Source organism: Streptococcus sanguinis (genome assembly GCF_008329445.1).
In the GTDB taxonomy this organism is placed as follows: domain Bacteria; phylum Bacillota; class Bacilli; order Lactobacillales; family Streptococcaceae; genus Streptococcus; species Streptococcus sanguinis_O.
This window is the reverse complement of sequence record NZ_VIBR01000001.1, coordinates 875,304-897,824: the sequence shown is the minus strand read 5'-3', so window position 1 is coordinate 897,824 and position 22,521 is coordinate 875,304. Positions and strand designations below refer to the sequence as shown.

Here is a 22,521-nt window from a genome sequence, read left to right as displayed (position 1 = left end):
AAAATTTATATTTTCATGACATTCGGCAGTAATTTTCAAAAAAATATAGTCAAGCCAAATAAAATTTAGTATAATAGAGGTAGTTATTATACAGAATTAGAAGAGAAACGCATGATTACATTATTTTTATCGCCGAGTTGTACTTCTTGCCGTAAGGCGCGTGCTTGGCTGCTAAATCATGAAGTGCCCTTTCAGGAACATAATATCATGACGAGCCCTCTGTCAGCTCCCGAATTGCAACACATTCTTTCTCTGACAGAGAACGGTACAGACGACATTATTTCAACTCGCTCAAAAATTTTTCAGAAATTAGATTTGGATGTGGAGGATTTGTCCATTTCAACCTTGATTCAGTTGATTGAGGAAAATCCCAGTCTTTTGCGACGCCCAATTATTTTAGACGGCAAACGGATGCAAATCGGCTTTAACGAGGATGAAATTCGTGCTTTCCTGCCTCGTAGTTATCGTAAGGAAGAGTTAAGATCCGCAACCATGCGGGCAGATATTCAGTAAAGATGAACAAAAATTATAGTTACCCACTAGATTTATCGTGGAGCACTGAAGAGCTTGCTTCGGTGCTCTCTTTTTTTAATGATGTAGAAGCAGCTTATGAGCAGAAAGTCCAAGCGGAAAAGCTCTTGAAGTCCTATGCGGCTTTCAAGCAAGTTGTTCCTAGCAAGGGCCAAGAGAAGCGAATCGGCCGTGAGTTTGAAAATGTCAGCGGTTATTCGCTTTATCGTGCTGTTCAAGAGGCAAAAAGTAAAGGTAAAGGAAGCATTTCTCTTGGAAAATAAATTTCATTTTGCTAAAGAAATCATCTACCAAGCTGGTGCTTTTTTGAGAGAACATCTCTATGATGATTTGGATGTGAGTCAAAAGACTAGTGCCACTGACTTGGTCACCCAGATGGACCGGAAGGTTCAGGATGATTTGGTGGCTAAGATTCTAGCCCGCTATCCGCAGGATGCTATTTTAGCGGAGGAAAATGGACTCCGACATAATATTACTGATGGCAATGTCTGGGTGATTGATCCGATAGACGGGACCACCAACTTTATCACTCAGAAGGCTGATTTTGCCGTTATGATTGCCTATTTTGAAAAGGGCATTGGTCGTTTTGGCTTGATCTATGATGTGACTAGAGACCAGCTCTATCATGGTGGCGGAGACTTTGACGTCTATTGTAATGACCGGAAACTTCCTGCTTTTGAGGACCGGCCTTTTCAAGATTTTCTCATGGCTTCCAATGCTGGTATGCTGCAAGCCAATGATTGGGGCTTGGCAGACTTGGCCCGAGAGTGTTTAGGGGTTCGGGTTTATGGCAGTGCTGGAATTAGCTTTAGCAAGGTACTGTCTGGTGGCCTCCTAGCTTATTTCTCCTACAACTGGCCTTGGGATTATGCGGCGGCTTCGATTATGGCGAAGAAACTAGGCTTTATCGTCCAGACCTTGGATGGCAGTCAGCTAAATTTCCAGACTCGGCAGCCTGTCATGATGGCGCCTAAGTGCAAAATATTGGCTCTGAAGCCTTATTTAGAAAAGGGGAAGCAGTAGATGGACTTTCCTAAAGGTTTTAAAGAAAAATATGAGCAGATTTTAGGTGCAGAAGCGGCGGACTTTTTTGCGACCTTTGACGAGGAGCCGATTTCGGCCTTTCGCAGCAATCCTCTAAAAGAAGGCCAGCAGAATTTCTCAGATGCCATTCCTCAGACAGACTGGGGCTTTTATGGCAAGGTGTCTGGCAAGTCTGCTGAGCATGTGACTGGTCTGGTTTATTCGCAGGAGCCAGCAGCTCAGATGGTGGCTCAGATAGCAGCACCATCTAAGGGGATGAAAGTCTTAGATTTGGCGGCGGCACCAGGTGGCAAATCAACTCATCTCTTGTCTTTTCTGGATAATACGGGCCTGCTGGTCTCCAATGAAATCAACAGTAAACGCTCTAAAATCTTAGTGGAGAACATTGAGCGCTTTGGTGCCAGAAATGTGGTGGTTACCAATGAATCAGCTGACCGACTGGCTCAGGTTTTCGAGGGATATTTCGATTTGATTGTGCTGGATGCTCCTTGCTCGGGCGAGGGCATGTTTCGTAAGCAGCCGGATGCTACCAAGTATTGGACGCTGGATTACCCAGCCCAATGCGCCCAGCTCCAGCGAGAAATTTTGACAGCTGCTATGAGCATGCTTGCCAAGGACGGTCGTCTAGTTTATTCGACCTGTACTTGGGCTCCTGAAGAAAATGAAGACATCGTTGCTTGGTTACTGGAAGAATTTCCACTTGAACTGATTGATATTCCTAAGATAAACGGGATGACTGAAGGAATTGGCTTTCCTGAGACAGCTCGGATGTATCCACATCGCTTCAAAGGAGAAGGTCAGTTTGCAGCCCATTTTCGCTTTACGGATGAGAATTGTAGCAAGAAGATTAAATCAAGTAAGAATCGTTTGACGAGCGAGCAAAGAAAACTCTGGCAGGATTTTGAGAGCAAGCATTTAAAAACAGTCTTGACTGGAGATCTGCAGACCTTTGGGGACAATCTTTATTTGTTGCCTTCTGGCCTGCCAGACCTGTCCAAGCTAAAGATTGCTCGTAATGGTTTGCATCTAGGAACGTTTAAGAAGAATCGCTTTGAGCCTAGCTTTGCCCTAGGCTTGGCTATGAAGCCCAGCGAAGTTCTGAATCGAGTTGAAATCAATAATCAGGACTTCAAGAAATATGCTGCAGGCGAGACGATTGAACTGGCAGAAACGAAGCCAAACGGCTGGTACCAAATAGTCCTTGGCGGGAACGGCCTGGGCTTTGCAAAAGTCACTGGAAAAACCCTGAAAAATTATTTTCCAAAAGGCCTGAGATTTAGATAAAATATTAGGAAAAGCTGGTATTATATGATATAGTTGAAGATGTGAATGTATTGAAAAAAAGCTTCTTTCTGCTAAGTAAGAATACTAAAGATACTTCCCATCCTCTTGATTTTATTAAAGGAGAAATCTTTTGAACAAATTGAAAAAATTTGCTTTAGCGCTGACAGCTCTGGGCTTAGGACTCACCTTATCAGCTTGCTCATCTTGGATTGACCGTGGTGAATCTATGACAGCAGTAGGGTCAACTGCTTTGCAGCCTTTAGTTGAAGCGGCAGCTGATGACTTTGGCTCTAACAACATCGGTAAAACAGTCAATGTTCAGGGTGGTGGATCTGGTACAGGTCTGTCTCAAGTGCAGTCAGGAGCTGTTGAAATCGGGAACTCGGATGTTTTCGCTGAAGAGAAGGAAGGAATCAAAGCGTCTGACTTGGTGGACCATAAGGTCGCCGTGGCTGGGATTGCTGTGATTGTCAATAAAGAAGTTGACGTGGATAATCTAACGTCCGAACAGCTGCAGAAAATTTTCACTGGTGAAATCACCAACTGGAAAGAACTGGGCGGTAAGGACTTGGAGATTTCAATTATCAATCGTGCGGCTAGCTCTGGGTCCCGCGCAACCTTTGACAGCGTCATCATGGATGGGAAATCAGCTGTGCAGAGTCAGGAGCAGGATTCCAACGGTATGGTCAAAAATATCGTTTCGCAAACTCCTGGTGCGATTTCTTACCTGGCCTTTGCCTATGTTGACGAGTCTGTTAAAACCTTGAAACTCAATAACTACGAACCAACAGCAGAAAATGTTGCTACCAATAACTGGTCGCTCTGGTCTTATGAGCATATGTATACACTGGGCAAGCCGACCGGTCTGGCTGCTGAGTTTTTGGACTATATGCTGTCAGATGATGTTCAAAAAGGCGTTGTTACCAGCATGGGCTATATCTCAATCAACGATATGAAAGTCAGCAAGGACGCTGATGGGAATGTCACAGCAATAGAAGGAGATTCAAAATGAAAAATGAGGAATTAACCAAAAAGTTGTTATCACCTTCTAAAAATTCTCGCTTGGAGAAGTTTGGTCGCTATCTGACTTTTGCCTGTCTGTCACTGATTGTGGTTATTGTGGCTATGATTCTAATCTTCGTTGCTCAGAAAGGCCTATCTACTTTCTTTGTCAACGGCGTTAATGTTTTTGATTTTCTTTTTGGTGGTGTCTGGAATCCTTCTGGTAAGGAATTCGGTGCCCTGCCAATGATTTTAGGCTCTTTTATCGTTACCATTCTGTCAGCCCTGATAGCAACTCCCTTTGCGATTGGAGCAGCAGTCTTTATGACAGAGGTTTCTCCAAAAGGAGCAAAGATACTGCAACCTGCGATTGAACTTTTAGTTGGTATTCCGTCTGTTGTTTATGGATTTATCGGTCTGCAAATCGTAGTTCCTTTTGTCCGTACAGTCTTTGGAGGTACTGGTTTTGGTATTTTGTCTGGTATTTTTGTGCTCTTTGTTATGATTTTGCCGACAGTAACCTTTATGACGACGGACAGTCTTCGTGCTGTGCCACGCCACTACCGTGAAGCAAGTCTGGCTATGGGCGCAACGCGCTGGCAGACCATTTGGCGGGTAACACTCAAGGCTGCTCGCTCAGGTATCTTTACAGCTGTGGTCTTTGGAATGGCGCGTGCCTTCGGTGAAGCCTTGGCTATTCAGATGGTCGTTGGTAACTCTGCGGTGATTCCAACTTCTTTGACAACACCAGCAGCTACACTGACCTCTGTCTTGACCATGGGAATAGGAAATACCGTTATGGGAACAGTGGACAATAACGTTCTCTGGTCTCTGGCTCTGGTGCTCTTGATGATGAGCTTAGCCTTTAACAGTGTGATTAAACTAATTACAAAAGAAAGAGGTAAGAAAAACTATGCACGCTAAGAAATTAGATAAATTGGCGACTGGTGTTCTCTACACAATAGCGAGTATCATTGTTGCCATCCTTGCCTCTCTCATCCTCTATATCTTAGTTAGAGGTCTGCCTCATGTTTCCTGGTCTTTCTTGACAGGGAAATCCTCTTCTTACCAAGCTGGCGGTGGTATTGGGATTCAGCTATACAATTCCTTCTTCCTGCTGGTGATTACTCTGATTATCTCTGTGCCTCTTTCTATGGGGGCTGGGGTTTATCTGTCAGAGTATGCTAAGAAAGGCCCAGTGACCAACTTTGTCCGTACCTGTATTGAAATTCTGTCTTCACTGCCTTCGGTAGTAGTCGGACTTTTTGGTTATTTGATCTTTGTTGTCCAGTTTGAGTATGGCTTCTCAATCATTTCTGGTGCCTTGGCTCTGACCGTCTTTAATCTGCCTCAGATGACGCGGAACGTCGAAGACAGTCTGCGCCATGTCCATCATACCCAGCGTGAAGCTGGTTTGGCCTTGGGAATTTCCCGCTGGGAAACGGTCCTGCATGTGGTCATACCAGAAGCTTTGCCTAGTATTGTGACAGGGATTGTACTGGCTTCCGGTCGTATCTTTGGTGAAGCAGCAGCCTTGATTTATACAGCAGGTCAGTCAGCTCCGGCTCTTGATTGGTCCAACTGGAATATTTTCAGTGTCACCAGTCCTATCTCTATCTTCCGTCAGGCTGAGACCTTGGCTGTCCATATCTGGAAGGTCAACAGCGAGGGAACAATTCCTGATGGAACGGCTGTTTCTGCTGGTTCAGCAGCAGTTCTCCTGATCTTCATTTTGATTTTCAATCTGGGAGCCCGCAAACTGGGCAGCTATCTGCATAAGAAATTAACCTCTGCTTAAAGGAGAAGAAATGACAGAATATAATTGGAATGAAAAACATATCATTACTTTTCCTGAAGAAAAGGTAGCCCTGTCGACTAAGGATTTGCATGTTTACTACGGTAAAAAGGAATCCATCAAGGGCATTGATATGCAGTTTGAAAAAAATAAAATCACTGCTTTGATTGGCCCGTCAGGATCGGGTAAATCAACCTATCTTCGCAGCCTCAACCGCATGAACGATACCATTGATCTTGCCAATGTGACTGGAGAGATCCTCTATGAGGGGATTGATGTCAACCGCCCTGAAATCAATGTTTATGAAATGCGTAAGCATATTGGCATGGTTTTCCAACGGCCAAATCCTTTTGCCAAGTCCATCTATCGAAATATTACCTTTGCTCATGAACGGGCTGGTGTCAGAGATAGAAAGGTTTTGGATGAGATTGTGGAGACCTCGCTTAAGCAAGCAGCTCTTTGGGATCAGGTCAAAGATGACTTGCACAAGTCAGCCCTGACTCTCTCTGGGGGTCAGCAGCAGCGGCTCTGTATTGCCCGTGCTATCTCAGTCAAACCAAACATTCTGCTCATGGATGAGCCAGCGTCAGCCTTGGATCCGATTGCGACCATGCAGCTGGAAGAAACCATGTTTGAACTTAAGAATAACTATACCATTATCATTGTGACCCACAATATGCAGCAGGCTGCCCGTGCTAGTGACTACACTGGATTCTTCTATCTGGGCGACTTGATTGAGTACGATAAGACGGCTAATATTTTCCAAAATGCCAAACTTCAGTCCACTAATGACTATGTTTCAGGCCACTTTGGTTAAGCAGCTATCCGTATTCATCACGATTCAACAAGCTTAGTCTTTGGTTGAATGTAAAATAAAATGAAGGAAAAACGTATGACAGAACCTATTTTGCAAGTCAAGGACTTGTCGGTTTATTATAATAAAAAGAAAGCCCTTAATAGTGTTTCACTTGATTTCATGCCAAATGAGATTACGGCTTTGATTGGACCGTCAGGCTCAGGTAAGTCAACCTTGCTTAAGGCCATCAACCGAATGGGCGACCTGAACCCAGAAGTAACAACTACAGGAACGGTCATTTATAACAGTCACAATATCTATGGCCCGAGGACAGATACGGTAGAGCTTCGCAAGGAAATCGGAATGGTCTTCCAGCAGCCCAATCCTTTCCCTATGACTATTTATGAAAATGTAGTCTATGGACTTCGGATTAATGGTGTTAAGGACAAGGCAGTTTTAGACGAAGCAGTAGAGCGCTCCCTTATTGGTGCTTCTATCTGGGACGAGGTCAAGGACCGTTTGCATGATTCCGCTATCGGTCTTTCTGGTGGTCAGCAGCAACGGGTTTGTGTGGCTCGCGTGCTAGCTACTAGTCCTAAGATCATTCTCTTGGACGAGCCGACATCAGCCTTGGATCCAATCTCGGCTGGGAAAATCGAGGAAACCCTCTACAGCCTGAAAGACAAATATACCATGCTTTTGGTCACTCGCTCCATGCAGCAGGCGTCTCGGATTTCTGAAAAGACCGGCTTCTTCCTTGGCGGAGACTTGATTGAATTTAATGAAACCAAGAAGATGTTCCTCAATCCAGCCCACAAAGAGACCGAAGACTATATTACCGGTAAATTCGGATAACAGAAAGGAATCTTATGCTTAGAGTACAATTTGAAGAAGATTTAGAAAAACTTCATAATCAATTCTACGCGATGGGAAATGAAGTCCTATCGCAGATTAATCGGACGGTGCGTGCCTTTGTTACGCATGACCGTGAACTGGCTCGTCAGGTCATTGAAGACGATGCTGAAGTCAATGAATACGAGGTGAAACTGGAGAAGAAATCTCTAGAAATTATCGCCCTGCAGCAGCCTGTGTCTCAGGATTTGCGGACCGTTATCACCGTGCTGAAGGCCAGCAGTGACTTGGAACGGATGGGTGACCACGCCGTATCGATCGCCAAAGCGACTGTTCGGATGAAGGGAGAGGTCCGCATCGAGTCTGTAGAAGATGCCATCAGCAAGATGGGGCGCGATGTTAAGAATTTCGTCGAAGAAACTCTGAACGTCTACCTCAATGGAAATGTAGACCAAGCCTATGCTGTAGCAGCTATGGATGAGAAAATCAACCAATACTTTGATGATATTCGCGATCTTGCTACAGAGGAAATCAAACAAAATCCAGAGCTGATTGTAACTGGCCGCGATTATTTCCAAGTTATTTCTTATCTGGAACGAATCGGCGATTATGCCAAGAATATCTGTGAATGGGTTGTTTACTTTGAAACAGGTAAAATTATTGAGTTGTGATGATCAAAAGATGCGATTTGTTTCGTGTCTTTTTTGTATAATCTCAAGTATGATTAGCATTCTATTTTGTGTTTTAACTTACAACTAACTATGTTATACTACGGAAGTAGCGTCAAAAATTGTTTTTTTATATGAGCAAAAAATGGAGAATGTTTATGAAGAAAAAGATCATTTTCACCTTGGCAGTTCTGGTACTTCTCATTCCAGGTGGAATCTTTGGTGTGAGAAAGTGGATTGGACACCAAAACTCACCCTATAATGTTAGTGATGTTTTAGACGATAAAGGAGTAAAACTTTACAAACGCGGATTTCGTTTGTTGGAAGAACAACTGGCGACTTACATCAAAGAACACTATTCAGGAGTCACTAAAATAGAATTTTCACCTATACTAGTTCGAGGAGGTGACGGACGATATATGTTTCATGCCAATATTGTTCCTATAGTTTATGATGAATATGGAGATAAGGCGTATTTAGGTAAAAAATTGGAAATCAAACATTTGCTCATTATGATGATTTTAGTAGTATTAGACTCGATTTTAATGGCTGGGATGAAGAAATCATTGAAATAAGAGTTGGTAGTGAATTTATTGATATATCTGATAGTAAATGTTTACCTGAAAATGCAAAACTTAATTCTGTTAAAGAAATTGATGAAAATATTGAAGCGCTTGTCAATGCTGGTCACCTAAAAGATGTGGTAAAAAGTGAAAAAGGTAGTCAAAAAGCGGAAATTCTCTATAATACAGAAATTAGGAAAGGAGACCATTTGGAATGGCGTTGACAGATGAAAAAATACAAGAGCTACAAGTCAATGTGCTTGATATAATAAAAGAAAGCGATGCTGGAAAAGACTATACAATCCCCAGAACTAATTATAAGTATAGGTTAATCAACGAAATCAATGAAACCACCCAAGCTATTGCTGTTGCGCCTCTTGATAAGGAAGGGAATCCAGATTTCAGTCAAACTACTATTGTTGTTGCTGGTACTCAATCACCTAATAACGAAAATAATAACCATGTTATAGAATCTGGATTTAATGCGGTACTGGCAAGAAATCAATTAACAGAACAGACAAAGGACGTTCGAGAATTTTATAATCAATCATTAGCTAGTGCTAAAAAAATGGCTGGCAAAGGACAAGAAGTTGATATCAGTAATATGTCGGGATTTAGTCAAGCGGGACCAGCAGTTGCTAAAGTAGCTGCGGAAATGAAAGTCCAAAAGATTACAAATTTCATGGACTGGGGTGCGTGGAATTCGTTGATAAAAAATACAGCCGACTATAGAGGTATTAGTGATGAAGAATTAGCATATATTAATAAACACTTACATTCATACAGTGATCAAGGGAAAGATTTAACAAGTTGGGATGGTCATGGAGGGATCATTCCGTATGGAAAAGTATTTACTGTAGAGGGAAAACATCATAATGCTGGGTTACCAAAGATTAAAGGTAATAGGCCAGATTTTGAATGGTATGAAAAAAATGGTCTTTTCTGCTCTGGCATGACCGAAAAGCAAGTCAAAAAGATTGCAAAACTTAAAGCAAAAACGTACAAAGTAAATGTAGCAATCGCTAATTATGGTTTAGAGATGGAAAAGGTGACTCCTGAATACTATGTTCGTGAGTATTTAAAGGAATATGGAGACTTTGCCCTTGAGCCTTCTAAGCAAGATTTAATCGCCATAAATAGACAACACATTGATGAACTTCATGCTTCTTTAAGAACCAGTTCTGACAAAAAAACAATTAGTTTGAGAGAGGAGCTTGTTCGTACAAGCGCGCAAACAGCTCAGCTTCAGGCTGAAGTATATGAGCAAGAAATTAAAGATAAGATAAAAAGTGCTAAATCTAGTGTTGAAAATCATATCAAAGAACTGAGAGATGCAGCTCATACCCTTGCTCACAACCTTTCATCTGGTGAAGTGGAAGATCTCTTGTCTGAACTGACCTTATCCAAAGTTTGGAATGGGGGGCAGAAGCCTCAACTCTCGCATCAGCAAGTGCATATACGACTAAAATGACGGAAATCGCTGGTAATTTAAACAAGGCCGCTGATAATATCGTAGCGATTGATCAAAAAGGCGCCCAGATTTTCACAAAAAAATAGGAGAAAACGCATGATTGAACCAAATACAGAAGATCGAGCTGAAGCCGAACGGATAAAAAAAGAATATTTAAAGATTCAGGAACGAATTGCCATTCGCGGCTTGATTTCAGCTAAAAGAGCTGTCCTACTTGAAGAAATTCAAGCATTGCAGAGTTGGCTAGATAGTAAAGCTGAGGCTATGAAAACTTTTGCCTCTACTCAAGTACCTGCTGACTTATCTGCGGCATTCACAGGTGGAGCAGCAGATTCCATCAAGGAGGTACTAGGCGCTGTTCCTAAGCCTAGTTTGACCAGCCCTATCTTATAGGAGGCTTTATGGATATTCAGAAAAAGATCAATCGTCTTGATGACGATCACATAGCGTTTCGAAAGAAAGTTAGTGAGTATGAATGGGATTATCAGGATATGAGACGAGAAGCTAAAAATGTTTCAGAGCAAATGAGCGAATGGATATTATCTTTTTGTTGCAATAGTCCTGATACCGTGCCCTCATATGAATTAAGCCAAATAGAAGAAAATAGAGAAATTTTTGAGAGAAAAATTCAGCGTTATGAAGAACGGCTAAACAAAACTTATCACGAAGAAAATCGAATCTATAATAAAAAATTAGAGGAACTTGAGAAAGAAAAGAAGAACTCTTGACCTTTCTTCCATTATCGTAAACCAAACGGTCAGGTACTACCTGTCTTTTTGTTTGCATTTATTCTGCAACGAAATCTTCTAAATATGATACAATAATAACAGATTATAAGTGGACAAGTATGGCGGAGCAATCTTGCCATGTTGTTCGCTAGATGAGGAGAAGCTGATGCAAGCAGTTAAACATTTTATTGAAACATTTGTTCCTGAGCACTATGATCTCTTTTTGGATCTGAATCGTGCCGACAAGACTTTTTCAGGCAAGGTGACCATTACTGGGGAAGCTAAGACGAGTAAGGTTTCCCTACATCAAAAAGATTTGACAGTTGAAGCTGTAGAGGTAGCTGGCCAAGCTCGTCCTTTCACTCTTGATAAGGACAATGAAGCTCTTTATATCGAGCTGGAAGCGGCCGGGCCTGTAGTGATGACAATAACTTATACTGGTAAGATTACGGACAATATGACGGGGATTTACCCATCTTACTACACGGTAGATGGCGTGAAAAAAGAAATCATTTCTACGCAGTTTGAGAGTCACTTTGCCCGCGAAGCCTTTCCGAGTGTAGATGAGCCAGAGGCTAAGGCAACTTTTGATTTGGCTTTGAAATTTGACCAAGCAGAGGGTGAGTTGGCTCTGTCTAATATGCCAGAAATTGATGTTGAAAACCGCAAAGCGACTGGCGTTTGGAAGTTTGAAACGACTCCACGTATGTCTTCCTATCTCTTGGCTTTTGCTGCAGGTGATATGCAAGGAATTACTGCTAAAACCAAGAATGGAACTTTGGTAGGAGTTTATGCGACCAAGGCCCACCCAGAGAGCAATCTTGAGTTTGCTTTGGACATTGCGGTTCGCTGTATCGAATTTTATGAAGAATACTATGGAGTCAAGTATCCTATTCCTCAGTCCCTTCATGTGGCCCTGCCAGATTTTTCTGCTGGTGCTATGGAAAACTGGGGCTTGGTGACCTATCGGGAAATCTATTTGCTGGTGGATGAAAATTCAACAGCTCTGAGCCGTCAGACAGTTGCCTTGGTTGTTGCACACGAACTAGCCCACCAATGGTTCGGAAATCTGGTTACCATGAAGTGGTGGGACGATCTCTGGCTCAATGAAAGCTTTGCCAATATGATGGAGTATGTCTCAGTTGATGCGATTGAGCCTAGCTGGAAGATTTTTGAAGATTTCCAGACCAGTGGAGCTCCTTATGCCCTCAAGCGTGACGCGACAGATGGGGTTCAGTCGGTCCATGTAGAGGTCAAGCATCCTGATGAAATCAATACTCTTTTTGATGGAGCCATTGTCTATGCCAAGGGTAGCCGTCTCATGCACATGCTGCGCCGTTGGCTGGGAGACGATGCCTTCCGTAAGGGACTAGGCGCCTACTTTGAGAAGCACCAGTATGGCAATACCATCGGTCGTGATCTTTGGGATGCTCTTTCTCAAGCTTCTGGCCGTGATGTAGCTGCCTTTATGGATGCTTGGCTGGAGCAACCTGGTTACCCAGTTGTCACTGTTAAGGTTGAAAATGACTGCTTGATTTTGACCCAGAAGCAGTTCTTCATTGGAGAGCACGAAGACAAAGGTCGTCTATGGCCAGTGCCTCTTAACAGTAACTGGCAAGGACTTCCTGATACTCTGACGACAGAAAGACTGGAAATTCCTAATTATGCAGCCTTAGCAGCGCAAAATGAAGGAGCCCTGCGCCTCAATACAGAAAACACTGCCCACTATATTACAGATTATCAGGGTGAGTTGCTGGATGCTCTTCTGAATAATCTCAGCTCTTTGGACAATATCAGCAAGCTGCAAATCGTGCAGGAGCGCCGACTTCTGGCAGAGTCAGGTATGATTTCCTATGCGGACCTGCTACCAGTTATCAGCAAGCTGGCAAACGAAACTTCTTATATGGTAGTTTCAGCTGTTTCCCAAGTGCTGGAAGGGTTGAATCGTTTTTTGGATGAAGGCAGTCAGACAGAAGAAGATTACAAAGCCCTGTTGAAAGTACTTAGCCAAAGCAATTTCGACCGTCTTGGTTTTGAAAAACAGGAGGGTGAAAGCGATGAGGACGAGATGGTTCGTCAGTTGATTGTGGGTAATATGATTAAGTCTGACGATGAGACAGCTAAAGCTCAAGCAAGCCAGATTTTTGACAAGTATCGTGATAATTTGGAAAAACTCCCTGCCGCTATTCGTCTGCAGGTATTGGTCAACCAAATCAAGCATCATGAAAGCAAGGAACTGACTAAGCTTTATCTGGACCTATATGTCGCTTCAAATGACGGAAGCTTCAAAAATGCTCTTTCTACAGCCCTTTCTTATACGAAGAACAAGGAAACCTTGGATGAACTTTTAGCGACTTGGAAGGATAAATTTACTGTGAAACCGCAGGATTTGTCAGCTTGGTATGCCCGTTTCCTCAGCCGAGATTTTACTCAAGAAGCAGTGTGGACTTGGGCGCGTGAGAATTGGGACTGGATCAAGGCAGCACTAGGTGGCGACATGAGCTTTGATAGCTTTGTCATTAGCCCAGCAGTGGTCTTCAAGACAGAGAAGAGATTGGCAGAGTACAAAGCCTTCTTTGAACCGCAGTTGGACGATATGGCGATTAGCCGAAACATCAGCATGGGAATCAAGGAAATCGCTGCGCGTGTTGAACTGGTTAAGCGTGAGAAAGAAGCAGTGGAAAAAGCAATTCGAGCTGCGATCTGATGGATTTAATTAAATTGACTAGAAAGTCTGAGATAGTAGCCTATCTCAGGCTTTTTCTTTATCATTTTGAGTATTTAAACATTGCTAATATGCCTTTGCTTTGATAAAATAGAAAAGTATGTGAAATAAACAGGAAACTGTTTAAAGGAGAAATGGAGTTTATAATGGAAAAGAAAATAGTCTATGGCTTCCGCAAGAGCCGCCTTTCTAAGGGCTTGTGCGGAGCTGTTTTGGGTGCGGCTTTGTTGGTAGCTGCCGGATCAGTTCAAGCAGAGGAAAAGGTATCTTCAGCAGCAGGACAGTCTGCCCTTTCTGAAGCTACTCTTTCGCCAACCGAAGCGTCCCAGCCAACTGTTGCGCCTGCTCAGTCAGAGCCAGTTAATCAAGACAAGCTTCCCTTGGAGGTTTCTCATGCAGAAATGGACCAAGCTTTGGCAGAGGCCGAGAAAGCAGGAGTTCAGCTAAAGCAGGAGCCGACTGTTGATTTAGGAACAGCTAGAAATCCAGAAGAAGCTGCTAGTAAACGGGAGACAGCGCTAGCAGATTATGCGACCCAAGTCAAGGAAATACGTGAAACCACAGCAGCTTATCAAGAGCAACTGAAGACTTATGAGAAAGAACTCAGTCAGAAAGAGTCTGACAATCAAGTCTTGAAAAACCAATATGACAAGGCTTTAGCTTCCTATGAACAAGAGTCCAGTCGTATTCAAGCTGAAAATGCTCAGCTTCAGGCAGACTATGAACAGAAACGGGCTGCTTATCAAGCAGAATTGAACCGTATAGTAAAAATCAATCAAGAGAAAGAAGCCTCCTATCAAGCAGTTTTAGCAGCCTATCTAGAGGAGCGTTCACGGATTTTACAGGAAAATGCTCAAGCGAAAGCAGACTACCAAAATGCTATGGAGAGCTATGCTACAGAGCTGAAAGCTACTCAGGAGAAGAATGCAGAAGCAAAGCGTCGCTATGAAGAAAAGCTTGCTCAGGTCTCAGCTCACAACAAAGCAGCCCAAGCTGAAAATGCAGCCATTGCAGAACGAAATCAGGCCGCTGAAAAGGCCTATCAGGAAGCAGTCAAACGGTATGAAACTGAGGTTTCCATATTGGCTCAGGTTAAGGCAGAAAAAGAAGCTGTTTATCAAGCAGCCATGGCTGATTATGAGAAAGAGTTGGCTAGAGTTCAGAAAGACAATGCCGAGCTAGAACAGCAGTATCAGTCAGATTTAAGGGCTTACAAGCAGGAAGTAGAACGCATTCAAAGAGACAATCAAGCTGCAAAACAATCTTATGAGACATCCTTGGCTAAAATCCAAGAGCAGAACAAAGAGATTGAGGCCCAAAATCTAGCTGTTCAGAAGAAAAATATAGCCTTAAAGGAGCAGTATCAGGCTGATTTAGCTGCTTATCAAGAGCGATTGGCTGAGATTCGTCAAAAAAATCAAGCGGCAGAGAAAGACTATGAGAGCAAATTAGCTGCTTATCAAAAGAATCGCTCTGAAATCGAGGCGGCCAATGATGCCAAAGCGAGAGATCATCAAGCAGCTTTGACTGCCTATCAATCTGAACTTGAGCGTGTCCAAGCTGAAAATAAGAAGCGGCAAACTGCCTATGAGACAGAAAAAGCAGAAGTAATAGCCCGTAATGCTGCCATTGAAGCTGAAAACGCCCAGATTCGTCAGCAAAATCAGGAAAAACAAGAGCTTTATAAAAATCAATTAGCTCAATATGAGCAGGATGTGGCTCGAATCACCGAAAGCAATCAGAAAAGTCGAGAAGCATATGAGAAAGCCTTGCTTACCTACCAGGAGGCGACTGCTCGGATTGAGACAGAAAACAAGAATAAACTAGCTGCTTATCAGGCAGACTTGGCGGGCTACCAAGAAAATCTTGCAAGAATTGAAGCAGAAAATCAAATACTAAAAGAAGATTATGAGTCAAACCTTGCGGCTATTTCAGCGCAGAACGCGGTGATTGAGCAGGAAAATGCAAGCATTAAGGAAAAAAATGCCCGCTTGAAAGCTGACTATGATAAGCTCTTAGAAGAATATAAGAAGGCAAAAGCTGCCTATGATACAGCCAAAACTAAGTATGATGCAGCTCTTGTAATTTTTGAGAGAGAGTTGCAGGAAGCTGAAGCTAAGAAAAATGAAGAAGGCTATCTCAGTAAGGTTGAAAGCCAGCCTTTTGTTTTCAAATCTGAGCCCCAGGCTGTCTTGACGCTTGATCCCTCTATTAGAACCTATACCAATGATGAGCTGACTGATGAGGTTCGTTCTTGGGGAATGGATCAACAAGGAATAACTGCTTTGACCAGTGTTTTAAAAGGGAAAGAACATCAGACTAAAGTCATTTTACAAAAAGATGTGCCTCTGGTAGCTACTTATACCAATATCAAAAATTCCAGTATTCAGGGTAAGAAAATTGCTAAAGTTGTCTACACTTATACTCTGAAAGAATCAACGAAGAGTCAGGATAAGCTTCCAGTTTTCTTAGTTAAGGATCCGACCTTGACTGTGTGGACCTTGGATTTTTATGGCCATTCTCGGGTCAATGTCCAAGCGGAGTTTTTCGATGAGGCAGGAGAAAAGCTTGATATGACAGGCTCGCTAGTCAGCTTCTCATCTTTAAATACGAACAAAGCTGCGATTGAGTACATTAAGAATTTTAATGGTGAATATGTTCCTATCACAGGATCTGCTATTAACATTCACCCAGATACCAGTGTTCATGCCGATATTTCTATTAACCATGAGAAGGAAGGCTCTCGCTTTGAGTATAACAAATGGGACTCGCCGAACAGTCCCTATAACTGGTATGGCGCTATCGTCGGTAAGGCACAGGGAGATGTCATTTCTTTTGATATCGGTTCGCGAAATCGGGGTTCTGCTTGGTTTGTATTTAACTCTGATATTAAAGCCAAAGGTGTTCCAATGAAGCCTGTTGCTCCGACAGAAGTTGCTCAACCTAAGGAACCGGCTTATGAGGAAGTCAAGGCCTTGAAGCCTCTTCCGAGTCAGCCAGTCTATCAACCTTTGCCAGAAGAGCCAGATCAGCCGACCTATCAAGAAGTTCCTAAACAGCCGACAGAAACTCAACCTCTTCCCCTTCCCAATCGGCCTGAGGAGCCAGTAGTTTTACCGGAAAGAGATTTGGAACTTCTGCCACAAGAGCCAACTTATCTGCCTGAGCCGCTTCAACCTCAAAAGCCAGTTTATCAGGAAGTGCCAGAAGAACCTAGCTCCCCTTCTCTATTGACAGAGCCGACTGCAGTTGAAGAGCCAACCTATGAGAAGGAGCAGCCCTTGCTGAGCCTTCCGCAAGAATCGGTTGAAAAACCACTGCCACAGGAACCACAACGACCATCTTATTTGAAAGAACCAGGAAAACCTCAAAAAGATCCTGAAGCAAGCACGGGAGAAGGTCCGAAATCGCCTGCTTATGAAGAAGAAATTGCTTTAGAGGACCTGCCTCAGGAGCCACGCTATCTACAGGAACTCCAGCTCCCACAAGAACCAGTTCTTCAGCCTGAGCCTCAGGCACCTGTCAGAGAAAGTGACCTGCCTCTGATAGAGGAGCCTGACAAACCAAACTATAAGGAGCTTCCTCAAAAGCCGGCTGAGCCTAGCTATCAAGCTTTGCCAAGCCGTCCGCAAGCGCCGACTCAAACTTATCACTTTAACCAGCTCTTTATCCAGTTAAAAGTCAGAGAAGAGGTGGAGAATGAGTCCAAGAAGAATATTCATCAACAAGAGGTTAGCCAGGGAAGTTTTGCTGTCCTTAATCTGGTAACGGATGCTTTGCCTGCTTATCGCCTGCCAATTCATTCTTTCGTATTGGAAGATCGCCTGCCAGAAGGTTTTGAATTGGATCTAGAAGCAACCAGAGCGAAAAGTCCTGGTTACGAGGTTTCTTATGACCCAAGCACCAGAGTCTTGACTTTTGTTGCTGCACCAGGTCTGCTTGAACGCTACAATGCTGACTTGAATTCTGCGACCGAGACCCTAGCTCTAGCAGCAGTCGGTCGACTCTTGTATCCAGGCAGAACTTATACCAATCATTTCAGCTTGCTGATTAATAATCAATACCGGATAGAGTCCAATCAGGTTAGTGTTTCAACACCTCCTGCAGAAATTACTATTCAAACAGCACAGAAATTTGAGCCTCTGTCAAACCAGACTTGGCAGCATCAAAGATCTGCAAGTAAACAAGCAAGCAACTTGCAGCTATCTGTCAGCTACCAAACCAAAGAAAGAGCTTCTCAAGGTCAACTGCCTAAAACTGGAAGCAATACGAGCTCTCTTCTTACTTATCTTGGCTTTGCGGTCTTGCTAGCTTCAGCTGGCTTCCGTTCTTCTAAGAAAGAGTCATAAAAAGATAAGCAGCTCCTGCATCCAGAGCTTTTGAACATGATAAATCAAGACTGAGACAATTTCGTCCCAGTCTTTTTTACTGAGGAATTTTTGAGGAAATGGTTGATAGATGTATCAAGTGTTTTAGATAGGCAAGTATTTTAAGATGAACGTAAATCATGTTATAATAGCCATGTCAAAGAATTTTTACCTACAATAATCACTAATGTTAAAGAATTTCATCTAGCCAAATAACTAAAAAATAAGTATGATGAGGAGGAAAAGATAATGTTAGGTAAACAATTGAAGTTTATACGGGAGCAAAAAGGCTATAGCCAAGCTCAGATTGCAGAATCACTAGGGACGACTCGGCAGACCATCTCGAACTGGGAAAATGATAAGACGATTCTAGATAGTGCAAGTCTTATTCGTCTAGCCGATTTTTACCAGATTTCATTAGATGAGCTATGTGGTCGAAAAGCTCCATCTATCTCCAAAGATTCGAGCATAAAATCAATGATTTTGACAAATGCCTGTACACTTTGGACTTGCTTTGTTTCATCTCTCGGATAATTCTATTGATTTTCCTGCTAACTTTTTAGTTATTTAGAATATTAGGAGGAAAACAATGTTTTACTATTTTTATTTATCTCTCGCAATTCTATTTGAAATTGCCACCACAAGTCTTTTAAAACTATCTCAAGGTTTTTCGAAGTTATTTTTCGGTTGCCTTGCTTTGATGTTTTATGGCTTGTGCTTTTTCTTTTTATCTCTATCTTTAAAGGGCATTCAGTTAAATCTAGCTTACGCTATTTGGTCTGCAATAGGTCTAGTAGGGACAACGATATTATCTATTCTGCTTTGGCACGAAAAAGTAACAGCTGTAAGCCTTTTAGGGATAAGTCTAGTTATTGTCGGACTTGTTTTATTGAACTTATCACAAAAGACTCACTAGAGAATGGAGAATTATATGTTTGATAATTATTTTAAAAATAAAAAGGTTGTAATTATTGGTGCAAGTGGTAGTTTGGGAAGAGTCTATACACGGGCTTTTCATCAAGCAGGTGCTAGGTTATATCTATTAGGAAGAGATATAGAGAAGTTAAAGATGTTTGTGCAAGAATTTTCGTCTTTTATTCCAATAAGCTCAGTGGATATTACAAGTGAAGAGTCTCTAAAAAATGTAGTATCAGAGATACAAGAGTGGTCGGAATGTATAGATATTGTTATCAATGCAACTGGTTTTGATGTAAGAAAGTCTTTGTCAGCGCATTCTCTTGAGGACATAGAGCAGACACTATTGATCAATTTATCTGGCGCCATTCTGATTAGCAAGATTTTTCTGCCCTTATTAGCAAATGAAAAAGGTGCTACAATTGTGCATTCTGGCGGTTTTGCAGATGGGCGGCTCGCTTTCCCTTACTATAGCGTAGATGTGGCTAGTCGCGCAGGGATTTTTTCTTTTATTGAATCAATGAATCGCGAATTAAAGCAGGAGCAGAAAAAGGTGTATTTAACCTATTTTTGTCCCAATGCTGCGGACACACCCTCAGAAAAGCCTTACCATCCTGTTTGGAAAGAAATGGGAATTAAGATTTCAACTACAGACGAAGTTTGCCTAGCTTTGCTAAAAGGTATTAAGTCTCATCGAAGAGTCATCCTAATGGGGCGAGGGGCATCTTTGTTTGCTAAACTCAATCTTCTGTCTTCAAGATTAGCTGATTTTCTTTTATTAGATAAGTATAGCCGTATATTAAAAAAGCACTTTGCATAATCCATTTTCCCTATCTTTCAGCCTTTTTTAAGAAAAAATTCAGTCCTGTTTAAGTAAAAATCTATATGATAATGCTATTCAAGTGAAAGGATGTGTATGGGATGACTTGTAAGCTGCATTAGCTTCTTGTTTGATAGAAACAGATAGAAAAATTTACAAAAGAAAGAAGGAACATATTAAATGGATATGGAAAAAATGATTGTTGTAGAAAAAAGCACTAAATGGTGGCTGACGGTTGCGACGGGTGGTGCTCTAGCAGTCGGACTTCTGGGCGGTTATGGTCTTGCGACAGCTATTCACGGTACAAACAATCAGCAATCAGCTATTCAACAGCCAGCTACTATGCCTGGAGCACCGGAGCAGGGTCAGAATGGTCAGGATGCAGGAAATGGAATGCCGCCACAAGTTGGTCAGAATGGTCAAAATGGTGGACTAGGTAATGGAATGCCGCCGCAGGATGGTGGTCCAGGACAGAACGGTCAAGACCAAGGAATGCCGCCTCAAGACGGCCAGCAGTCTGACAATGACAAGAGCAAGAATTCTTCTGCTCAGCAAAATGACAACGGGAAGAAAAACAAGAAAAAGTCTTCAACGAACATAAATGAACAATCGGACAAGAACAATAATAAGTCGACAAAAGAAAATAAAACGTCGCAGTCGTAGAAAAAACTTACTGATTTTGACCCAAGTCATGATATAATAAGAATAGCAAATAAAACAAAAACCAAAAGACATAATCTTGGAAAGTTTTATTGGAGGAAAGAAAAATGATTAAAATTCTATTGGTAGAAGATGACCTTGGACTGTCAAACTCAGTTTTTGATTTTTTAGATGATTTTGCAGATGTAATGCAGGTTTTTGATGGTGAAGAAGGTCTATATGAAGCAGAAAGCGGTGTTTATGACCTCATCTTACTGGATCTCATGCTGCCTGAAAAGGATGGTTTCCAAGTGCTGAAAGATCTCCGAGCAAAAGGAGTCACAACCCCTGTCCTCATCATGACAGCTAAGGAAAGCTTGGATGACAAAGGACATGGCTTTGAGCTAGGCGCTGACGACTATCTGACAAAACCTTTCTATTTGGAAGAACTGAAAATGCGGATCCAAGCGCTCTTGAAACGCGCTGGTAAATTCAACGAGAATACTCTTTCTTATGGTGATGTAACTGTCAACCTATCTACAAATTCGACCACGAAGGCGGGTAAAGATGTAGAGTTGCTTGGTAAAGAGTTCGACCTCTTGGTTTATTTCCTGCAAAATCAAAATGTAATCTTGCCTAAGACTCAAATTTTTGACCGTCTGTGGGGCTTTGACAGTGATACCACTGTTTCCGTTGTCGAAGTGTACGTTTCAAAGATTCGTAAAAAACTGAAAGGAACGGCATTTGCGAAAAACCTACATACTCTTCGTAGTGTCGGCTACATTTTAAAAGATGCTGAATAAAATCAAGAAGACCTTTTATGCGGATGATTTCTCTTATTTCATTCGCTATTTTGGGTTGTTTACATTAATCTTCTCAGCCATGACCTTGATTATTATTCAGGTTATGCGCTCCAGCCTTTATACGTCAGTTGATGAAAATCTGAGGAATCTGAGTAATGATCCTAGTTCGGTAGCTGATTTGGCCTATCGGACGACAGGTCAGCAGTCTGATCCGAGTAATAAGGTCAATTCTAAAAGTCCTAAAAGCAGTAAAGAGCCAGATGGTGATTCAGATGAAGAGCCTAAGCCTAACAATCTAACTACGCCAAATGTCAGCTCTAATACTTTTGCCCTGCTTTTGGATGATGATTATAAAAATATTTCCACCAGCAAGAGCGATGGTTTTCTGGACTTTAATTCATTAGAGTTTAACAAGTCCTATCTAAATCAAATCAAGGAAATTGTGATTGGTAATAGCTTTGGTCAGACAGAAAGCTATCGGGCTTATCTCTTTGATATTGATCCTAAAAATGAGTATCCTGATATCAAGTACGCTGTGGTCATGACTAGTATCAGCCAGCTGGAGCAGACCAGCAGCAAGCATGAGCAGTTGATTGCCATGGTCATGGTCAGTTTCTGGGGAATTTCTCTGATTGCCAGTATTTATCTGGCTCGGATGAGTGTCAAGCCTCTGCTGGAAAGTATCCAGAAGCAGAAGGCTTTTGTGGAAAATGCCAGTCACGAACTACGGACTCCTCTGGCAGTATTGCAGAGCCGCTTAGAGACGCTCTTTCGTAAGCCTGAAGCTACAATTATGCAGAGCAGTGAAAATATCGCTTCTAGCTTGGATGAAGTACGAAATATGCGCTTGCTGACGACCAATCTGCTCAATCTGGCCCGTCGCGATGATGGCATCAAACCTCAATATGGTGAAGTCGAACCAGAATTTTTTGATACGACCTTTGCTAATTACTGTATTATCGCAAGGGAGAATAAAAAAGCCTTTCATTCAGAAAATATGATTAAGCACCCTATTGTGACCGATCAAATTTTCCTCAAGCAGCTGATGACTATTCTATTTGACAATGCTATCAAGTATACAGATGATGATGGCGTAATCAGTGTCATGGCTACTTCGACAGATCGTTACCTTATTTTCCGAGTGGCGGACAATGGCCCTGGTATCAGCGATGAAGATAAGAAGAAGATTTTTGATCGCTTTTATCGGGTGGACAAGGCTCGGACCCGTCAGAAAGGTGGCTTTGGTCTGGGACTTTCTCTAGCCAAGCAGATTGTCGATGCTTTCAAAGGCTCTATTTATGTCAAGGACAACAAACCAAGAGGTACGGTCTTTGAAGTTAAACTGCTATTGAAAGAAACGAAAAAGCGTTCTGTTAAATAGCGGAAGAGTGATTTTCATTGACAAATTTTTTGAAAAACAATTCTTAGCAGGTCTTAATGGCTTGCTTTTTATCTGGCTTCTATTTACTTTTTTAAAAATTTAATATAAGTTTTGCCCAAAATAAGGTATAATAATAA

General features: G+C 42.2%; 20 protein-coding genes and 2 pseudogenes. All 22 read left to right on the top strand.

Features of this window, described 5'->3' with window-relative positions:
* Positions 1-111 precede the first annotated feature (111 nt).
* The 22 genes and pseudogenes from FKX92_RS04560 (at position 112) to FKX92_RS04455 (ending at position 22,384) form a co-directional block, all read left to right on the top strand.
* Positions 112-513, top strand: a complete 402-nt coding sequence (locus FKX92_RS04560) for a Spx/MgsR family RNA polymerase-binding regulatory protein (RefSeq protein WP_002906786.1) — start codon at positions 112-114, stop codon at positions 511-513.
* A 2-nt stretch (positions 514-515) separates the two neighbouring features.
* Positions 516-794, top strand: coding sequence for a UPF0223 family protein (locus FKX92_RS04555; protein WP_002897770.1), 279 nt, complete (start codon positions 516-518; stop codon positions 792-794).
* Positions 784-1,554: an inositol monophosphatase family protein gene (locus tag FKX92_RS04550; RefSeq protein WP_187759381.1), complete on the top strand. Its 771-nt coding sequence runs from the start codon at positions 784-786 to the stop codon at positions 1,552-1,554. Before FKX92_RS04555 ends, FKX92_RS04550 begins: the two co-directional genes overlap by 11 nt.
* Positions 1,555-2,859, top strand: coding sequence for an RsmF rRNA methyltransferase first C-terminal domain-containing protein (locus FKX92_RS04545; RefSeq protein ID WP_149565655.1), 1,305 nt, complete (start codon positions 1,555-1,557; stop codon positions 2,857-2,859).
* Positions 2,860-2,989: 130 nt separating this feature from the next.
* Positions 2,990-3,871 carry a phosphate ABC transporter substrate-binding protein PstS family protein gene (locus FKX92_RS04540; protein WP_002897767.1) on the top strand — a complete coding sequence of 294 codons (882 nt, stop codon included), beginning with the start codon at positions 2,990-2,992 and terminating at the stop codon, positions 3,869-3,871.
* A complete protein-coding gene (gene pstC, locus FKX92_RS04535) occupies positions 3,868-4,785 on the top strand; it encodes a phosphate ABC transporter permease subunit PstC (protein ID WP_002895771.1) in 918 nt (305 codons plus the stop codon). The genes FKX92_RS04540 and pstC overlap by 4 nt, the downstream gene beginning before the upstream one ends.
* Positions 4,775-5,659 (top strand): phosphate ABC transporter permease PstA, encoded by an 885-nt coding sequence (gene pstA, locus FKX92_RS04530; protein WP_002895770.1) that lies wholly within the window; start codon positions 4,775-4,777, stop codon positions 5,657-5,659. Before pstC ends, pstA begins: the two co-directional genes overlap by 11 nt.
* A 10-nt stretch (positions 5,660-5,669) precedes the next feature.
* Positions 5,670-6,473, top strand: a complete 804-nt coding sequence (pstB, locus tag FKX92_RS04525; protein ID WP_149565654.1) for a phosphate ABC transporter ATP-binding protein PstB — start codon at positions 5,670-5,672, stop codon at positions 6,471-6,473.
* Positions 6,474-6,548: 75 nt separating this feature from the next.
* Positions 6,549-7,307 (top strand): phosphate ABC transporter ATP-binding protein PstB, encoded by a 759-nt coding sequence (gene pstB / locus FKX92_RS04520; protein ID WP_009660526.1) that lies wholly within the window; start codon positions 6,549-6,551, stop codon positions 7,305-7,307.
* 14 nt (positions 7,308-7,321) lie between these two features.
* Positions 7,322-7,975, top strand: a complete 654-nt coding sequence (gene phoU / locus FKX92_RS04515) for a phosphate signaling complex protein PhoU (RefSeq protein WP_002895767.1) — start codon at positions 7,322-7,324, stop codon at positions 7,973-7,975.
* Between the two features lie 155 nt (positions 7,976-8,130).
* Positions 8,131-8,759: pseudogene (locus tag FKX92_RS04510) on the top strand (hypothetical protein).
* A pseudogene (locus FKX92_RS04505) lies at positions 8,750-10,092 on the top strand (hypothetical protein). The pseudogenes FKX92_RS04510 and FKX92_RS04505 overlap by 10 nt, the downstream one beginning before the upstream one ends.
* Before the next feature lie 10 nt (positions 10,093-10,102).
* Positions 10,103-10,399, top strand: coding sequence for a hypothetical protein (locus tag FKX92_RS04500; RefSeq protein ID WP_149565653.1), 297 nt, complete (start codon positions 10,103-10,105; stop codon positions 10,397-10,399).
* Between the two features lie 8 nt (positions 10,400-10,407).
* Entirely contained in the window at positions 10,408-10,734 is a 327-nt protein-coding gene (locus FKX92_RS04495; RefSeq protein ID WP_149565652.1) for a hypothetical protein, read from the top strand.
* A 166-nt stretch (positions 10,735-10,900) separates the two neighbouring features.
* Positions 10,901-13,441 (top strand): M1 family metallopeptidase, encoded by a 2,541-nt coding sequence (locus FKX92_RS04490; protein ID WP_149565651.1) that lies wholly within the window; start codon positions 10,901-10,903, stop codon positions 13,439-13,441.
* A gap of 152 nt (positions 13,442-13,593) precedes the next feature.
* The gene (locus FKX92_RS04485; RefSeq protein WP_187759380.1) at positions 13,594-17,808 is read left to right on the top strand and encodes a GbpC/Spa domain-containing protein; all 4,215 of its coding nucleotides are present in this window, start codon (positions 13,594-13,596) and stop codon (positions 17,806-17,808) included.
* A gap of 267 nt (positions 17,809-18,075) precedes the next feature.
* Complete coding sequence (locus FKX92_RS04480; RefSeq protein WP_125410330.1) at positions 18,076-18,360, top strand: helix-turn-helix domain-containing protein; 285 nt, start codon at positions 18,076-18,078, stop codon at positions 18,358-18,360.
* A gap of 55 nt (positions 18,361-18,415) precedes the next feature.
* On the top strand, positions 18,416-18,742 hold the full coding sequence (locus FKX92_RS04475) for a DMT family transporter (RefSeq protein ID WP_125410331.1): 327 nt from the start codon (positions 18,416-18,418) through the stop codon (positions 18,740-18,742).
* A gap of 3 nt (positions 18,743-18,745) precedes the next feature.
* The gene (locus FKX92_RS04470; protein WP_125341320.1) at positions 18,746-19,561 is read left to right on the top strand and encodes an SDR family NAD(P)-dependent oxidoreductase; all 816 of its coding nucleotides are present in this window, start codon (positions 18,746-18,748) and stop codon (positions 19,559-19,561) included.
* A gap of 180 nt (positions 19,562-19,741) precedes the next feature.
* Complete coding sequence (locus FKX92_RS04465; protein ID WP_125410333.1) at positions 19,742-20,224, top strand: hypothetical protein; 483 nt, start codon at positions 19,742-19,744, stop codon at positions 20,222-20,224.
* A gap of 104 nt (positions 20,225-20,328) precedes the next feature.
* A complete protein-coding gene (locus FKX92_RS04460; RefSeq protein ID WP_002897753.1) occupies positions 20,329-21,003 on the top strand; it encodes a response regulator transcription factor in 675 nt (224 codons plus the stop codon).
* The gene (locus FKX92_RS04455; RefSeq protein WP_149565649.1) at positions 20,993-22,384 is read left to right on the top strand and encodes a sensor histidine kinase; all 1,392 of its coding nucleotides are present in this window, start codon (positions 20,993-20,995) and stop codon (positions 22,382-22,384) included. Before FKX92_RS04460 ends, FKX92_RS04455 begins: the two co-directional genes overlap by 11 nt.
* Positions 22,385-22,521: the final 137 nt, after the last annotated feature.

Bases quoted from the DNA above. Each gene is read 5' to 3' on its own strand.
- FKX92_RS04560 (WP_002906786.1), top strand. From the start codon at position 112: ATGATTACATTATTTTTATCGCCGAGTTGTACTTCTTGCCGTAAGGCG.
- FKX92_RS04555 (WP_002897770.1), top strand. From the start codon at position 516: ATGAACAAAAATTATAGTTACCCACTAGATTTATCGTGGAGCACTGAA.
- FKX92_RS04545 (WP_149565655.1), top strand. From the start codon at position 1,555: ATGGACTTTCCTAAAGGTTTTAAAGAAAAATATGAGCAGATTTTAGGT.
- pstC (WP_002895771.1), top strand. From the start codon at position 3,868: ATGAAAAATGAGGAATTAACCAAAAAGTTGTTATCACCTTCTAAAAAT.
- pstA (WP_002895770.1), top strand. From the start codon at position 4,775: ATGCACGCTAAGAAATTAGATAAATTGGCGACTGGTGTTCTCTACACA.
- pstB (WP_149565654.1), top strand. From the start codon at position 5,670: ATGACAGAATATAATTGGAATGAAAAACATATCATTACTTTTCCTGAA.
- pstB (WP_009660526.1), top strand. From the start codon at position 6,549: ATGACAGAACCTATTTTGCAAGTCAAGGACTTGTCGGTTTATTATAAT.
- phoU (WP_002895767.1), top strand. From the start codon at position 7,322: ATGCTTAGAGTACAATTTGAAGAAGATTTAGAAAAACTTCATAATCAA.
- FKX92_RS04500 (WP_149565653.1), top strand. From the start codon at position 10,103: ATGATTGAACCAAATACAGAAGATCGAGCTGAAGCCGAACGGATAAAA.
- FKX92_RS04495 (WP_149565652.1), top strand. From the start codon at position 10,408: ATGGATATTCAGAAAAAGATCAATCGTCTTGATGACGATCACATAGCG.
- FKX92_RS04490 (WP_149565651.1), top strand. From the start codon at position 10,901: ATGCAAGCAGTTAAACATTTTATTGAAACATTTGTTCCTGAGCACTAT.
- FKX92_RS04485 (WP_187759380.1), top strand. From the start codon at position 13,594: ATGGAGTTTATAATGGAAAAGAAAATAGTCTATGGCTTCCGCAAGAGC.
- FKX92_RS04480 (WP_125410330.1), top strand. From the start codon at position 18,076: ATGTTAGGTAAACAATTGAAGTTTATACGGGAGCAAAAAGGCTATAGC.
- FKX92_RS04475 (WP_125410331.1), top strand. From the start codon at position 18,416: ATGTTTTACTATTTTTATTTATCTCTCGCAATTCTATTTGAAATTGCC.
- FKX92_RS04470 (WP_125341320.1), top strand. From the start codon at position 18,746: ATGGAGAATTATATGTTTGATAATTATTTTAAAAATAAAAAGGTTGTA.
- FKX92_RS04465 (WP_125410333.1), top strand. From the start codon at position 19,742: ATGGATATGGAAAAAATGATTGTTGTAGAAAAAAGCACTAAATGGTGG.
- FKX92_RS04460 (WP_002897753.1), top strand. From the start codon at position 20,329: ATGATTAAAATTCTATTGGTAGAAGATGACCTTGGACTGTCAAACTCA.
- FKX92_RS04455 (WP_149565649.1), top strand. From the start codon at position 20,993: ATGCTGAATAAAATCAAGAAGACCTTTTATGCGGATGATTTCTCTTAT.